The sequence below is a fragment of the Bradyrhizobium macuxiense genome (assembly GCF_007993935.1).
Classification (GTDB): domain Bacteria; phylum Pseudomonadota; class Alphaproteobacteria; order Rhizobiales; family Xanthobacteraceae; genus Bradyrhizobium; species Bradyrhizobium macuxiense_A.
This window is the reverse complement of the sequence record NZ_VITY01000008.1, coordinates 87,446-101,947: the sequence shown is the minus strand read 5'-3', so window position 1 is coordinate 101,947 and position 14,502 is coordinate 87,446. Positions and strand designations below refer to the sequence as shown.

Here is a 14,502-nt window from a genome sequence, read left to right as displayed (position 1 = left end):
TACGACGCGCTTGGGCTGCGGAGGCCACGATGGTCCATGATCTGGTCGCAGCAGCTGAAGCAGTTTCTGACGAGCGGGCTTTCATTCGTCTCCTGCAGCTGATGGCGCTTGATCGCCCGGCTGAGCAGCAAAAGGAATTGGCGAGTCCCAGTCCGCCATATTCGGCCGGAGCAAATGGTTGGGAAAACGGTTCGATAGAAGCTTTCCTGGATGCGGCGGCTGCATGGGCTGAGGCCACAACACGGACAACCAACCTCGGGCCGAGGGCATCCGATGCTTGGCGTCGTGCAGCGATGATCATTGTTGCGGGTGCGTTCTACGAGTGAGCGCCTGCCGCCGCTGCGGCCTGTGCTGATCCATCACGCGCCGCAGTCGGATCGCTGCTGCGTCGAGCTCATCCGGTCCAAATCCGCCGAAGCCGAGCATCAGGCCGGGCCGCGCAGCTGCTTCGTACATCGGCGAGATCGGCCGCACGACGATGCCGTCGGCCAGCGCTGATTTCGCCAGCTGCACGTCGTCGAAGCGCCGCGGCAGCCACAGCAGCAGATGCATGCCCTGGTCGCTCGGCTGCAGCGTGACGTCATCGGGCATGTGACGTTCAAGCGCCGCGATCAATGTCTCGCGGCGTGCGGCATAGACGCCGCGGATCCGCCTGATATGCGCTTCGAACAGGCCCTCGCGCATATAGGCCGCCAGCACATGCTGGTCGGCGGTCGGCGAGTGCCGGTCGAGCAGCGCCCGCGCGCCGGCGAAGGCATCGATCAGCGGCGAAGGCGCCACGACATAGCCGAGCCGCAGCGAGGGAAACAGCACCTTGCTCAGCGTGCCCAGATAGATCACGCGCGACGGCGCGAGGCCCTGCATCGAAGGGAAGGGATGCCCGGCATAGCGCAGCTCGCTGTCGTAATCGTCCTCGACGATCCAGGCATTGCTGCGCTGCGCCCATGCCACCAGCGCGTTGCGGCGGGCCATGCTCATCGGCATGCCCAGCGGATATTGATGCGACGGCGTCACAAAAGCTGCGCGCGCATCCGAGCACGCGGCGACGGCGGCATCGACGTCGATGCCTTGCGCGTCGACGCCGACGCGCGTGGTGACGAGATCGAGATCGTCGAGCACTGAAGTCATGCCGGGATAGGCGGGATCCTCGGCCCACACCCGATCGCCCGATGACAGCAGCACGCGGCCGGCGAGATAGAGGCCCTGCTGCGTGCCGGCCGTGATCACGACCTGCTCCGGCTCGCAATGCACCGCGCGCGACTTTCGCACGTAGTCGGCGATGGCCTGCCGCAATTCCAACAGTCCGCGCGGATCGCCATAGCTCGCCGGCGCCGCCGCGCGTGATGCGCGCACCCGGTTGCCGAGACGGCGCCAATTGTCATCGGGGGCGACCGCGCCTCCGGGGACCGCGATCGCAAACGGGATTTCGGGCATCGGCGTGAACGCTGTCACCACTTTGGCAAGCCGCGCGGCGCGTGCGGGCAGCCGGATCGGCGCGGATTTTCTCGGGCTGCGATCGACCGCGACAGGCCGCGCCTGTTCGGCAAGCGTCGGCGCCACCCGGGTGCCGGCACCGACCTGCGATTCCAGATAGCCCTCGGCCTGCAACTGCTCGAAAGCCTCCGTGACCGTGCCGCGCGCTACGCCGAGCGAGGCCGATAGGGCGCGCGTCGACGGCAGCAATTCCCCGGCCTTCAATTCGCCCTCGGCGATCGCGGCACGCAGGGCCTGCGCGAGCTGACGTCCGACCTGTCCGGCGGCGCGGTCGATCGCGCCGAGCGAGGGGATGCTGATGGTGGCGCGCAGGCGGGGCATAGTGGACCAATCAAGATGATCGAAAGTGGCCCTTATCATAGGCCACTTCAGCGCTATGGTGCGAGCAGCAATTGATCAGGCCGACCAAGAGGTTCGCGATGTACCTGCCGCCGCATTTCAAGATGGAAGAGCTCGGCCCGATCCACGCCGCGATGCGGGCCTCGCGGCTCGCGACGCTGGTTACCGCGACCGCGGACGGCCTGATCGGAACGCCGCTGCCGCTGATGCTCAATGAAAACGAGGGCGACTACGGCACGTTGTACGGCCACGTCGCGCGGCCCAATCCGCAGTGGAAGCTGCCCGCGACCGGCGAGGCGATGGCGATCTTCATGGGTCCCGATGCCTATGTGACGCCGTCCTGGTATGTGGCCAAGGCCGAGCACGGCAAGGTGGTGCCGACCTGGAATTACGTCGCTGTGCACGCCTATGGGGTGGCCGAGTTCTTCGAGGATGCCGACCGCCTGCTCGACGTCGTGACCCGGCTGACCAGGCTGCACGAGAGTTCGCGCAAGGAGGCGTGGCAGGTCAGCGACGCGCCCGATGATTTCATCAAGGCGCAGCTGCGAGGCATAGTCGGCTTCCGGATGCCGATCACGCGGATCGATGCCAAGAAGAAGATGAGCCAGAACCGCAAGCTCGAGGATCGCGCCGGCGTCATCGCGGGGCTCGGCGAAAGCGACAATCCTGTCGACCGTGAGGTCGCGGCGATGATCCCGGCGAATTGAGATGCCTGAACAAATGCAGCCTGTCATTGCGAGGAGCGACAGCGACGAAGCAATCCATCCATCGGCATATGCGGGCCGATGGATTGCTTCGCTTCGCTCGCAATGACGGCAGAGGAAGTAGCGTCCGCTCATCCCCTTATCGTCCAGACATTGAGCTCTCACTTGGAACTGTACCTCGCCTTCGCAATCACGACCGCGACCTTCGCGCTGATCCCAGGTCCCGCCATGCTGTACGCCGCGGCCCGCACGCTCGCGGGCGGCCGGCGCGCGGGGCTGATGGCCTCGCTCGGGCTGCATCTCGGCGGCTACGTCCATGTCGTCGCCGCGGTAGCCGGCCTTGCTCTGCTGTTTCATGCGGTACCGCCGCTATTCACCGCGATGAAGCTGGCCGGTGCGGCCTATCTGGTCTGGCTTGGCCTCGGGTTGTTCCGCGATCGCGACAACACCGAGCGCCCCAAGCTTGCGCCGCTCTCCGCGGAGCGCGCCTTTGCGCAAAGCATCGTCGTCGAGGTGCTCAACCCGAAGACCGCGATCTTCTTCCTGGCGTTCCTGCCGCAGTTCGTCGATGCGACGGCCAGCCTGCCGGTCTGGGCCCAGCTGTTTCTGCTCGGCACAACGGTCAACCTAACCTTCTCGGCGGTCGATATCGTCTGCGTATTCTTCGCCAGCGCCGTGATGGCGAAGCTGCAGCGCTCGCACACCTCGCAGCGGATCATGCAGCGGATCGGCGGCAGCATCCTGGTCGCGCTCGGCGCGCGGCTGGCCTTCGGGGATCGCTAGGCCACTCATTGTCCGTCAGCGGTGATGGTGTCGACCGACGCCAGAGTCTGACACGCGAGCGGTCGGCATTCTCCCGGCCGCCATGCCGATGGGCCGTCATCTGCGGAAATAGTTTCAACCCTCGGTGGCGCAATTCGGGACGTATGGTACCGTGCGTGTCTCGGGACGGCTGTTCCGTTCGGATTTGGGAGGGCATGCCATGAGATTTTCGCCGAGGCTTGTCGCGCTTTCAACTGTCGCTGTCTTGTCGACTGTCTTGCTGTGCGGCCCGGCCGTGTCGCAAACAGACTCCGCCAAACCGCTACCATCCATCACGGTCGAGGCGCCGAAGCAGGCGGCACGGACAAGTCGTCCGGCGCAAGCGGCAAGCACGGGGGTATCGCACCGCAGATCGAGAACCACCCAGACGTCATCGTCGTCAGCGCGAGGGACATCGCCGGCGCCGGATTCAGTGCTGGGCAGGATTGCCGCGCTGGAGAAAGTCGCCAGCAATTGCAACGGTGGCTGCGAATCGAGCCTCCCGCACGGCAAAGACCCCTGGGTTGGGTGTAACGAGTCGGGAGGCGGACAAACATATGGACCCTTCTCGTCAACGTGCCGAGACAACCTCACCTACAAATCCTATGTCGATTGCGTCGAGACCAAGTGGTTTCTGGGCGAGTACCGCAACCGGGCCTGGTGGCTTTGCAGCAGCCTGCAGGCCGCCGGGAAGTTCAAGGTCGCCGAACTCAAGCGACCAAAACGTCCGCGTTAGGTCGGACCTCCCGCAGGCGGTCTGTTCCGGCTGAACGCAAGCCCTGCGTCTCTGGACGTCGCGGGCGTGCCACACACTCACTGTCGTCCCGGCGAAGGCCGGGACCCATCACCCCAAATGGCAGTTGCTGCGCGACGCTGGGGCCACAGCCCTCTTCAACGACACAACCCTGTGGTTATGGGTCCCGGCCGGCCTTCGCCGGGACGACAAGCGGAGAGAGTGTTGTCCCCCCACACCCGCCATCGCCCGGCTCGACCGGGCGATCCAGACGCCGCGGCCTCTCGGCTCAAGCACTGGCGTTTCTGGAATACCGTATCACCCGCGCATGCATGCGCGGGTGATGACACCGCGTGAACCATCCGCCGCCGTCGTCCTGGCGAAAGCCAGGACCCATTACCCCGAATGGTTGTTGTCGAATGATGCTGGGGCCACGACCGATTTCACAGCCAATGGCTGTGGTTATGGGTCCTGGCTTTCGCCAGGACGACGATGTGGAGGGAGTGGCGCGCTTCTCAATCAGCCGATCCGCAGCCGCCCGCCCAAAACAAAAACGCCCCCCGCGAGGGAGGCGTTTTGCGTTCGATTGCGCGGGTGATCCCGAAGCGGACTTTAGTCCTTCTTGAGGAAGCCCGAAAACTTCTTCTGGAAGCGCGAGACGCGGCCGCCGCGGTCCATCAGCTGCTGGGTGCCGCCGGTCCAGGCCGGGTGCGACTTGGGGTCGATGTCGAGGTTCAGCGTGTCGCCTTCCTTGCCCCAGGTCGAGCGGGTCAGGTACTCGGTGCCGTCGGTCATGACGACCTTAATCGTATGGTAATTCGGATGAATATCGGCTTTCATGACAGTTCCTTCGGCGCGCCAGCGCCCGTCTCAAGATGTATTAGATACGGGATTTGGGCGGCTCTATAACCCATGGAGCCCCCCAAAACAAGCCAAGAAAGGGCTTAAGCCCATCACCGGATTGGGACTTTACCGGATTTGCCAGCCGGGGGTCGGCGGGCCTATGTGGGGGGCGATAGAACCGGTCTAGATTGATGAGTGTAGCCGAACAGCTTGAGACCCCGCCCGGCGCCCCGCAGCCTCCGCGCGACGCGTTGCTCGATGAGGAAGCCTTCATCGAGAGCCAGATCACGGAGCCGGCCAAGAGCCGTGCCCGTCTGCGGCCGCTGCTCGCGCTCGCGCCCTATGTCGCGCGCTACAAGGGGCGGGCGATCCTCGCGCTGATCTCGCTGACGATCGCGGCGATCACGACGCTGATCGTGCCGGTCGCTGTGCGGCGGATGATCGACATGGGCTTCACGCCCGAAGGCATCGCGATGATCAACAGCTATTTCAGCGTGATGATCGCGGTCGTCGCGGTGCTCGCCTGTGCCAGCGCGTCGCGCTACTACCTCGTGATGACGATCGGCGAACGGATCGTCGCCGATCTCCGGCGCGACGTGTTCGCGCATCTGATCTCGCTGTCGCCCTCGTTCTTCGATTCGGCGCGGTCAGGCGAACTGGTGTCGCGGCTCACCGCCGACACCACCCAGATCAAGTCCGCGGTCGGCGCCTCGGTGTCGATCGCGCTGCGCAATCTGATGTTGTTCTTCGGCGCCGCCGCGATGATGGTGATCACAAGCCCAAGGCTGTCCGGCTTCGTGCTGCTCGCGATTCCGATCATCGTGATCCCGCTGGTGGCGTTCGGTCGCTGGGTGCGGCGGCTGTCGCGCACTGCCCAGGACACGCTGGCCGACGCCAGCGCCTACGCGTCCGAGCTGGTCAATGCCATCCGCACCGTGCAAGCCTATACCGGCGAACGGCTCGCCCGGACGCGCTTCGCCGGCGAGGTGGAACAGGCCTATCAAGCTGCGCGCAGCTCGACGAAAGCGCGCGCCGTGCTGACGCTGATCGTCATCTTCATTGTGTTCGCCAGTGTCGTCGTGATCCTGTGGGTCGGCTCGCACGACGTGCTGGTCGGAACCATCAGCCCGGGGCGGCTCGGTCAGTTCATTCTCTATACGGCCTTCGCGGCGAGCGGCCTCGGCCAGCTCAGCGAGGTCTGGGGTGAGGTCTCGGCCGCCTCCGGCGCCGCCGAGCGGCTGTTCGAGATTTTGCGCGTCAGGCCGCAGATCGCAGCTCCCGCAGCGCCGCGCGCACTGCCGCAGCCGGCGCGCGGCGATGTCGGCTTCGACGATGTCAGCTTCGCCTATCCGACCCGGCCCAATGCGCTGGCGGTCGACGGCGTGTCGTTGAAGGTCGGCTCGGGCGAGAAGGTCGCGATCGTCGGGCCCTCCGGCGCCGGCAAGAGCACGCTGTTTCATCTCTTGCTGCGCTTCTACGATCCGAAGTCGGGCACCATCTCGCTCGATGGCGTGCCGATCCGGCAGGCCGATCCGGCCGAGGTGCGCGCGCGCATCGCGCTGGTGCCGCAGGATTCGGTGGTGTTCGCTGCCAGCGCTCGCGAGAACATCCGGTTCGGCCGGCCCGATGCCACCGATGCCGAGGTCGAGCGCGCCGCCGATCTCGCGCATGCCACCGAATTCCTGCGCCGCCTGCCCGAAGGCTTTGACGCCCAGCTCGGCGAGCGCGGCGTGACGCTGTCCGGCGGCCAGCGCCAGCGCATCGCGATCGCACGCGCGATCCTGCGCGATGCGCCGCTGCTTCTGCTCGACGAGGCGACCTCGGCGCTCGACGCCGAGAGCGAGACGCTGGTGCAGACCGCGCTGGAGGAATTGATGCGCCACCGCACCACGCTGGTCATCGCACATCGGCTGGCAACCGTGCTGTCCTGCGACCGCATCCTGGTCATGGACCAGGGCAGGATCGTCGAGCAGGGCACGCACGCCGAGCTGGTCGCCGCGGGCGGCCTCTATGCGCGGCTGGCGCGGCTGCAGTTCGAGGGCATCTGAGGGAATTTGGCGCTCTGCGCTCCGCCTATGCGATTCCTATGCGATCGCCCGCGCGCTCCCCTCGAAAACCTATTCTCGCGCAGGGATAGTCGCGCCGCGCCTGACCTCCCTCGACAGCCGAAGGGGTATCGGCGCGCGGGGTATTCGACTGATGCGCGAGGATGCGACTGAACCCGAGAGCAAGCTGGTGCGCGCCTGGCAGCTTGCCGTGCTGCGCTTCGCAGTGACGCTCGACGACGACGATCAGATGCACGCGCTTGCCGTCGCCGGTGAGGTCGACCGGCTCGCCGCCGCGGCCGATGACGCTTTCCACTTCTTCCGCAGGACGACCGCAGAGCTGTGCGCCGCGATCTCCGGCCAGGGCGCGGATCGGGATGCCGTGATCCAGCGCTTCCTGGCGCAGATCGACAATGTCAGGCTCAAGCGTGCGGTCGAGGCGGCGATCGTCAAGGAACGCACGCCACCGAAGCTGGTGGCGAGCCGCTTCAAGTCCGGCAACGATCTCTGGCGCGGACTGCCGTCGCGGCGTGCGACCGAAACGTAGCGAGGGGCTCTCTGCAATCGCTGTCACAGCGCGGCGGATATTCCGCCAGAGCATGTCGCCACAACCCTGACCGGGTTGCCGCGATGCGTGCGATGCGCTTCTCTGTGCGCGAAAAGAGACCGGTCGGTTTCGGAATGCGGGGAGTGGCGAAATGGGTGGCTTGGTGATCAGCGGCGGCCGGGTGGTGGATCCGGCCAGCGGGATGGACGCGATCGGCGACGTCGCGGTGGTCGACGGCAAGATCGCCGCGGTGGGGACCGGGCTCGGCGGCGCCGAGCGTCAGATCGACGCGACCGGCCTCGTGGTGGCACCCGGCTTCATCGACCTGCACGCACATGGCCAGACCATTCCGGCCGATCGCATGCAGGCGTTCGACGGGGTGACGACATCGCTCGACCTCGAGGCCGGCGTGTTGCCGGTGGCGTCCTGGTACAAGCGCCAGGCCGAGAAGGGCCGGGTGCTGAACTACGGCGCCGCCGCGAATTGGGCGTTCGCGCGGATCGGCGCGATGACCGGCTCGAATTCGGAAAGCTCGCTGGAATCGTTCGGCGCAGCGATGCGCGATCGGCGCTGGATCGAGAACGTGGCGACCGACGGCGAGGTCGGCGGCATCCTCGAGCGCCTTGCCAACGGATTGAACGAGGGCGGCATCGGCATCGGCATCCTCAACGCCTATGCGCCCGGCGCCGGCGTGCAGGAATTGACCGCGGTGTGCCAGCTCGCGGCTGATCATGCGGTGCCGACCTTCACCCACGTCGCCTACATGTCGCGCATCGATCCGGAGAGCGCGGCCGAGGCCTATATCCGCCTGATCGGCTATGCCGGCGCCACCGGCGCGCATATGCACATCTGCCACTTCAACTCGTCGAGCAAGACCGACATCGAACGCTGCGTTGCGCTGATCGCCAAAGCGCAGGCGCAGGGCCTGCCGATCACGGTGGAAGCCTATCCCTACGGCACCGGCTCGACCGTTCTGGCGGCGACCTTCTTCAGCGATCCGAAGTTCGAGGAGCGCAACGGCCTCGGCTATGATTCGGTGCAGCGCGTGACCGACGGGCACCGCTTCGGCAGCCGTGAGGAGCTTTTGGCGGCGCAGGCCGCAGAGCCTTCCACCTTGGTGCTGTGGCATGTGCTCGATATCGAGAACAACGCGCATCATCGCGACCTGCTCGACATGGCGGTGCTGTATCCGGGCGGTGCGATCGCCTCCGACGCGATGCCGTGGACGCTGTCGGACGGCCGCCCCTACACCGGCGACGCCTGGCCCCTGCCTGACGATGCCACCTCGCATCCGCGCTCGGCCGGCTGCTTCACCCGCTTCATCCGCGAATGGGTGCGCGAGCGTCGGAAGGTGTCGCTGCTCGAGGGCATCCGCAAATGCGCGCTGATCCCGGCCGAGATCCTGTCGGCGAGCACGCCGGCGATGCGCGCCAAAGGCCGGCTGCAGGCGGGCGCCGATGCCGACGTCGTGGTGTTCGACTTCGAGACGCTGAGCGACCGCGCGACCTTCTCGGCGATGAATCGTCCGGCGGAAGGCGTGCGTCACCTCGTGGTCAGCGGCCAGCCGTTGATCAATGACGGCGTCCTCGACGTCGCGGCACGTCCCGGCCGGCCGGTGCGCCGGCCCGTCGCTGGGGGCTGAGGTGCCGGTCCCGATCCTGCTGGTCGCGGGCTTTCTCGGGGCGGGCAAGACCACGGTCGTCAACCATCTGCTGGCGCATGCGCAAGGCAAGCGCATCGCCGCCGTGGTCAACGATTTCGGCGCGATCAACATCGATGCGGAGCTGATCGCCGGCGCCAGCGACGGCGTGGTCAGCCTGAGCAATGGCTGCATCTGCTGCACGCTGGAGGGCGACCTGCTGCGCACGCTCGCGACACTGTTGCGGCGTGATCCGCGTCCCGAGTTCATCGTGATCGAGACCAGCGGGATCGCCGATCCCGCCGACATCGTCCGCAACCTGATGGATCCCGTGATCTGGAAGGAGGCGCCGCTGGAGACGGTGCTCTGCGTCGTCGACGCGACGCAGCCGGTGACCGCGCTGGATGATGCGCTGCTGCGCTCGCAGCTGCGGGCGGCGGATGTGGTGGCGCTGAGCAAGGTCGATCTCGCCGATGCAGCCGCCTGCGCCGCGATCCGCGACGCCATACGCGCGGTGCGTCCGGCGGCGGTGATCGTCGATGCCTTGCATGGCGAGGTGCCGGCGTCGCTGCTGTTTCCAGCGGATCTCGATCATGTGCCGGCGCCGCGCGAGACCGCGCCGCGACGGCCAGCGACCGATCGCTTCGAGACGCTGAGCTGGACCTCGGAGCGGCCGGTGCGGCTGCCGCGCTTGCAGCAGGCGATCGGCAGGCTGGCGCCGAAGCTGGCGCGGGCGAAGGGATTGTTCGAGACGGTGGAGCAGCCCGGACGGCTGACGGTATTTCAACTCGCGGGCGGGCGTGCGACTTTGGCGGCCGGCGGCGTGCCTGCGCCCGGCGTGCCACGCACGCGGCTGGTGTTCATCGCCGAGATGGGCGCTCTCTCGCGCGCCGAGATCGATGAGATCATGCAGGGATGCGTCGACGGCTAATGAGATGAAGGTAAGCCTCCCGTCACCCTGAGGAGCGCGTAGCGCGTCTCGAAGGGTCGACGGCCCGGCTGGTGGCCGTCGATCCTTCGAGACGCCGCTTTCGCGGCTCCTCAGGATGACGGAGTTAGAGAGAGCTCGGCGTCAAAGCGTAGATGTCGCTGTGTCGTCGCCGCAGCACCATCCCGCAAAGCATGCGTGCGACAATCGCGTCGAATTGACAGCTCTGCGTCCACCACCTATCGTTTTTGCCGACGGTTCCCTTCGGGGATCAAAAGGGAATGCGGTGCGAGAGTACTCTCAACGCCGCAGCTGTCCCCGCAACTGTAAACGGCGAGCCTTTCGTCAATTTGCCACTGGGCCATCAGGCCCGGGAAGGCGTCGACAGGCGATGACCCGTGAGCCAGGAGACCTGCCGTCAGTCGTGGTCACACGCGAGCACATCGGGCGGGGGCGTCCTGGTGGGATCGGAGCACTGCCTTTTGGGCAATGCGCCAGTCCGCGTTCGCGGTGACGTGCCACGTTACCGCGAGTCGTTTCATGTCCTCGTCTTCTTCCGTTGTGCGCAACTGGCGCCTCGGTCTCGTCTGCTCCCTCTCATCATTGTTGCTGCCGGCTGACGCTTCGGCACAAACAGCTCCACCCACCACGCTCGATCCGATCGAGGTCGCCCCCTCGGCATCCGTGAAGCCCAAACCCGCGGCGCGAAGCAGCAACACCGCTGCGGCGCGGCAGCGTGCCAGACCGGCGACGGCCGCGGTAGCCGGCGCCGCGCCGCGTGCCGCAGCGTCAGGCGCATCGGGCGCGGCGTCGCCGACACTCAATGCCACCACGCCGGGCGGCACCGGCAGCCGCCTCAATCTGACGCCGCTGCAGACGCCGGCCAGCGTCGAGATCATCACGGCGCAGACCATCGCCGAACGCGGCCAGCACAATGTGCTCGATGCCGTCACCCAGAACGCGGTCGGCTTCATCGCAACGCCGGCGCCCGGCAATGGCGGCCTGTCGTTCAGCACCCGCGGCTTTGCCGGCAGCAACTCGGTGATGACGCTGTATGACGGCACGCGGTTCTATATCGGCTCCGGCACCCTGACGTTTCCTTACGACACCTGGTCGACGCAGCGCATCGAGGTGCTGCGCGGGCCAGCCTCGGTGCTGTACGGCGAGGGGGCGATCGGCGGCGTCATCAACGTGATCCCGAAGAAGCCGCAGAATACGCCTTACAACGAGGCCGAGGTCTCGCTCGACAGCAACATGACGCGGCGGCTCTCGGTGGACTCTACCGGTCCGATCAATCCCAATGTGTCGTACCGCATCAACGCCACCGGCAACATGTCGGACGGTTGGGTCGATCGCGACAAGACCTCGAATGCGGTGGTCTCGGCTGCCGTGCGGGTGCAGGCGTCGGACAATCTCGCCTTCACGCTGTCGGAAGACTATGCCGACCGCAGCCCGTCGCGCTATTTCGGCACCCCGCTGATCAACGGCGCAATCCAGGACGCGCTGCGCTTCAAGAACTACAACGCATCCGACAGCGCGATCCGCTACCAGGACAGCTGGACCCAGTTCAGGACCGAGTGGGACATCGCCGACGGCATCAAGGTCAACAACACGCTGTATTATCTGACCAGCGAGCGGCACTGGCGCGACATCGAGAACTACACCTTCAATCCGAAGACCCAGCTGATCGATCGCACGAGCTATATCGAGATCTTCCACGACCAGAAGCAGGTCGGCAACCGGATGGATACGACCTTCAGCGGTCATGTGTTCGGGCTTGCAAACCAGTTCGTTGCCGGCTTTGACGTCAACCGGATCGACTTCACCCACACCAACAATTCGCCCTATGGCGGCGCGTCATCGGTTAATCCTTACGTGTTCGATACCGGATCGTTCTTCGCGACGACCACGGCGACCACGCCCGGGTTCAACGCGATCGTCAATCAATACGCATTATTTGCGGAAGATCGCCTGTCGCTGACCGACCAGTTGTCACTCGTCACCGGCGTCAGGTACGATCGTCCCGAGGTCGATCGCACCGATTACAAGACGCCGGCGAACAGTTTTGAGACCACGCTGGCGGGTACCAGCTGGCGTACCGGGTTGGTCTACGAGCCGATCAAGAACCTTGCGTTCTATGGTCAGTATGCGGTCGGCGTCGATCCGGTCAGCAACCTGATCTCGCTGTCGACCTCGCAGAAGACCTTCCAGCTCGCGACCGGCAAGCAGACCGAGATCGGGGTCAAGCAGTCGTTCTGGGGCGGCCGCGGCGAGTGGACGCTGGCTGCTTACGAGATCGTCAAGACCGGCCTGACGATTCCCGATCCCGGCAATCCTACGGCTGGCCTGGCGTTGCAGATCGGCCAGCAGTCATCGCGCGGGGTCGAAGGATCGGTCGGACTTGCGCTGAACGATGGCTGGCGCGTCGATGCCAATCTTGCGCTGCTGCGCGCCCGATATGACAACAACAGCCAGGTGGTCGGCGGCAAGGTCGTCAGCTACAACGGCAATGTCCCGGTCAACGTGCCGCAGCAGGTCGCGAACGTCTGGCTGACCTGGGATTTCGCGCCCAACTGGTCGGCCTATGGCGGCGTGCAGATGGTCGGCGCGATGTATTCCGATCTCGCCAACACCCAGTTGCGGCCAGGCTACAATGTGGTCAATGGCGGCATCAAGTGGAAGCCGGATGACCGCACCACGATCGCGTTCCGCGTCTACAATCTGTTCGACAAGGTTTACGCGGTGACTTCAAACGGCACGGGGCAGTGGCTTCTCGGCATGCCGCGTACCGCCGAACTGTCCGTCAACGTGAAGTTCTGAGCATGCGCAAGGCTCTGATCCGGCGAGCGCGGCGATGGCTCTATGTCGTCCATCGCTGGATCGGCATTGCGACGTGCCTCTTGTTCGCGATGTGGTTCATCTCCGGCCTCGTCATGATGTACGTGGCCTTTCCGCGCCTCACCGACGGCGAGCGACTCGCTGCGCTCCCGATCATCCTCTGGAACAAGGTGCAGGTCGCGCCTGATCGTGCGATGGCGATTGCGGGCGTCGAGCATTATCCACGCGATCTCCGGCTCTCGATGGTGGACGACGTTCCGGTCTATCGCGTGACCTGCTGGAAGGAAGCTGCCGTCACCATTTCTGCGATCGACGGCCGCGTGATCGACGGCATCACGCCGGATCAGGCGCTGGCGATCGCCGCCCATCATCCGCATGCGGTGCAGCCGCAATTGCTCGATACCGTGACGCGAGACCAATGGTCGGTTACCGCACGGTTCGATCCGCTGCGGCCGCTTTATCTGATCGGCCTTGGCGATCCCGACGGCACCGAGCTCTACGTCTCCTCGCGCAGCGGCGAGATCGCGCTCGACACCACGCGGCGCGAGCGCATCTGGAACTGGCTCGGTTCGATCCCGCACTGGATCTATCCGACCGTGCTGCGCAAGGACGGCCCGCTGTGGCGGGACGTGGTGCTGTGGATCTCCGGCATCTGCCTCGTGGTCGCCGTCACCGGCTTCTGGATCGGTATCCTCCGCCTGCGGCTGACGCGCCGCTATGCTGATGGCGCCGTCTCGCCCTATCGCGGCTGGATGGCATGGCATCATATCGCCGGCCTGATCGGCGGCATCTTCGTCTTCACCTGGATGTTCAGCGGCTGGCTGTCGCTCAATCCCGGCGGCGCGTTCTCCGGCCGCGGGCTCACGCGCGAGATCGCGACCGGCTACAGCGGCCACGACGCGCCCGATATCGTCGCGCGCTTGCAGTCGCCGCCGCCGCTACCGGCGGTGGAGGCGCGCTTCGTCTGGATCGGCAGACGCCCCTTGATGGTGCTCGACGACAGCACCGGCCGTCGCAGCCTCGCCGATCCCGCGACCGGCGCGCCCGTGACGCTCTCGCAGGACGAGATCGTCGCGGCCGCGCGGGGCGCGATGCCGGGAGCTGCGATGATATCGGCGCAGCAGCTCGATGAGCCGGACGCCTACTGGTACACGCTGCACCATCAGCGCGAGCTTCCGGTGTTGCGCATCGGCTTCGACGATCCCGCCCACACCTGGCTGCATATTTCTCCGGTTACCGCCGAGATATTCGACCGCAGCGACGACAGCCGCAGGTCTTATCGCTGGCTGTTCAACGCGCTGCACAGCCTGGATTTCCCGCTGCTGCTGCGCATCTGGCCGGCGCGCGACGTCGTGGTGTGGCTGCTGTCCGCGGTCGGCACGGTCGTCTCGATCAGCGGTATCGTAATCGGATGGCGCCGGCTGCGGCGGCGGAAGGTGCGATCCGCGCTCGCCGCGCGTGTTAGCAGATTGTCATAATCTCTTTCTATGTTGCGCCTGCCGCTGACTTGACGAACGGCTGTATCGATCACCGATGGATCGTGCTGTTCCGCCGGGGCTTGAGGATCAAGGCGGCGCCTCATGCACTTTGT

General features: G+C 65.8%; 11 protein-coding genes and 1 riboswitch. Of the genes, 9 read left to right on the top strand and 2 right to left on the bottom strand.

All coding sequences use genetic code 11. From position 1 onward, the window contains the following. The first annotated feature begins 29 nt into the window (after positions 1 to 29). A complete protein-coding gene (locus FBZ93_RS21555; RefSeq protein WP_146988277.1) occupies positions 30 to 326 on the top strand; it encodes a hypothetical protein in 297 nt (98 codons plus the stop codon). Here FBZ93_RS21555 and FBZ93_RS21550 read toward each other — a convergent pair. Continuing rightward, a complete protein-coding gene (locus tag FBZ93_RS21550; protein ID WP_146988276.1) occupies positions 298 to 1,815 on the bottom strand; it encodes a PLP-dependent aminotransferase family protein in 1,518 nt (505 codons plus the stop codon). The genes FBZ93_RS21555 and FBZ93_RS21550 overlap by 29 nt on opposite strands. Before the next feature lie 98 nt (positions 1,816 to 1,913). On the opposite strand from FBZ93_RS21550, the gene FBZ93_RS21545 reads away from it, so the two are divergent. Further along, positions 1,914 to 2,540 carry an FMN-binding negative transcriptional regulator gene (locus FBZ93_RS21545; protein WP_146988274.1) on the top strand — a complete coding sequence of 209 codons (627 nt, stop codon included), beginning with the start codon at positions 1,914 to 1,916 and terminating at the stop codon, positions 2,538 to 2,540. A gap of 162 nt (positions 2,541 to 2,702) precedes the next feature. Beyond that, a complete protein-coding gene (locus FBZ93_RS21540; protein WP_146988272.1) occupies positions 2,703 to 3,320 on the top strand; it encodes a LysE family translocator in 618 nt (205 codons plus the stop codon). Positions 3,321 to 4,683: 1,363 nt separating this feature from the next. Here the strand turns inward: FBZ93_RS21540 and rpmE are convergent. Then, on the bottom strand, positions 4,684 to 4,911 hold the full coding sequence (gene rpmE, locus FBZ93_RS21530; protein WP_016845230.1) for a 50S ribosomal protein L31: 228 nt from the start codon (positions 4,909 to 4,911) through the stop codon (positions 4,684 to 4,686). Between the two features lie 194 nt (positions 4,912 to 5,105). Here rpmE and FBZ93_RS21525 point away from each other — a divergent pair, with 194 nt between their 5' ends. The 6 genes from FBZ93_RS21525 (at position 5,106) to FBZ93_RS21500 (ending at position 14,389) form a co-directional block, all read left to right on the top strand. Beyond that, the gene (locus FBZ93_RS21525) at positions 5,106 to 6,962 is read left to right on the top strand and encodes an ABC transporter ATP-binding protein/permease (RefSeq protein ID WP_167529152.1); all 1,857 of its coding nucleotides are present in this window, start codon (positions 5,106 to 5,108) and stop codon (positions 6,960 to 6,962) included. Between the two features lie 151 nt (positions 6,963 to 7,113). Next, complete coding sequence (locus FBZ93_RS21520; protein WP_246667586.1) at positions 7,114 to 7,506, top strand: hypothetical protein; 393 nt, start codon at positions 7,114 to 7,116, stop codon at positions 7,504 to 7,506. Between the two features lie 151 nt (positions 7,507 to 7,657). Further along, positions 7,658 to 9,148, top strand: a complete 1,491-nt coding sequence (locus FBZ93_RS21515) for an amidohydrolase family protein (RefSeq protein WP_146988267.1) — start codon at positions 7,658 to 7,660, stop codon at positions 9,146 to 9,148. A gap of 1 nt (position 9,149) precedes the next feature. Next, on the top strand, positions 9,150 to 10,076 hold the full coding sequence (locus FBZ93_RS21510) for a CobW family GTP-binding protein (protein WP_146988266.1): 927 nt from the start codon (positions 9,150 to 9,152) through the stop codon (positions 10,074 to 10,076). Between the two features lie 235 nt (positions 10,077 to 10,311). Further along, a riboswitch (cobalamin riboswitch) is annotated at positions 10,312 to 10,507 on the top strand. Positions 10,508 to 10,613: 106 nt separating this feature from the next. Further along, entirely contained in the window at positions 10,614 to 12,893 is a 2,280-nt protein-coding gene (locus FBZ93_RS21505) for a TonB-dependent receptor (protein WP_146988264.1), read from the top strand. A gap of 2 nt (positions 12,894 to 12,895) precedes the next feature. Continuing rightward, entirely contained in the window at positions 12,896 to 14,389 is a 1,494-nt protein-coding gene (locus FBZ93_RS21500) for a PepSY-associated TM helix domain-containing protein (RefSeq protein WP_146988262.1), read from the top strand. Positions 14,390 to 14,502 lie beyond the last annotated feature (113 nt).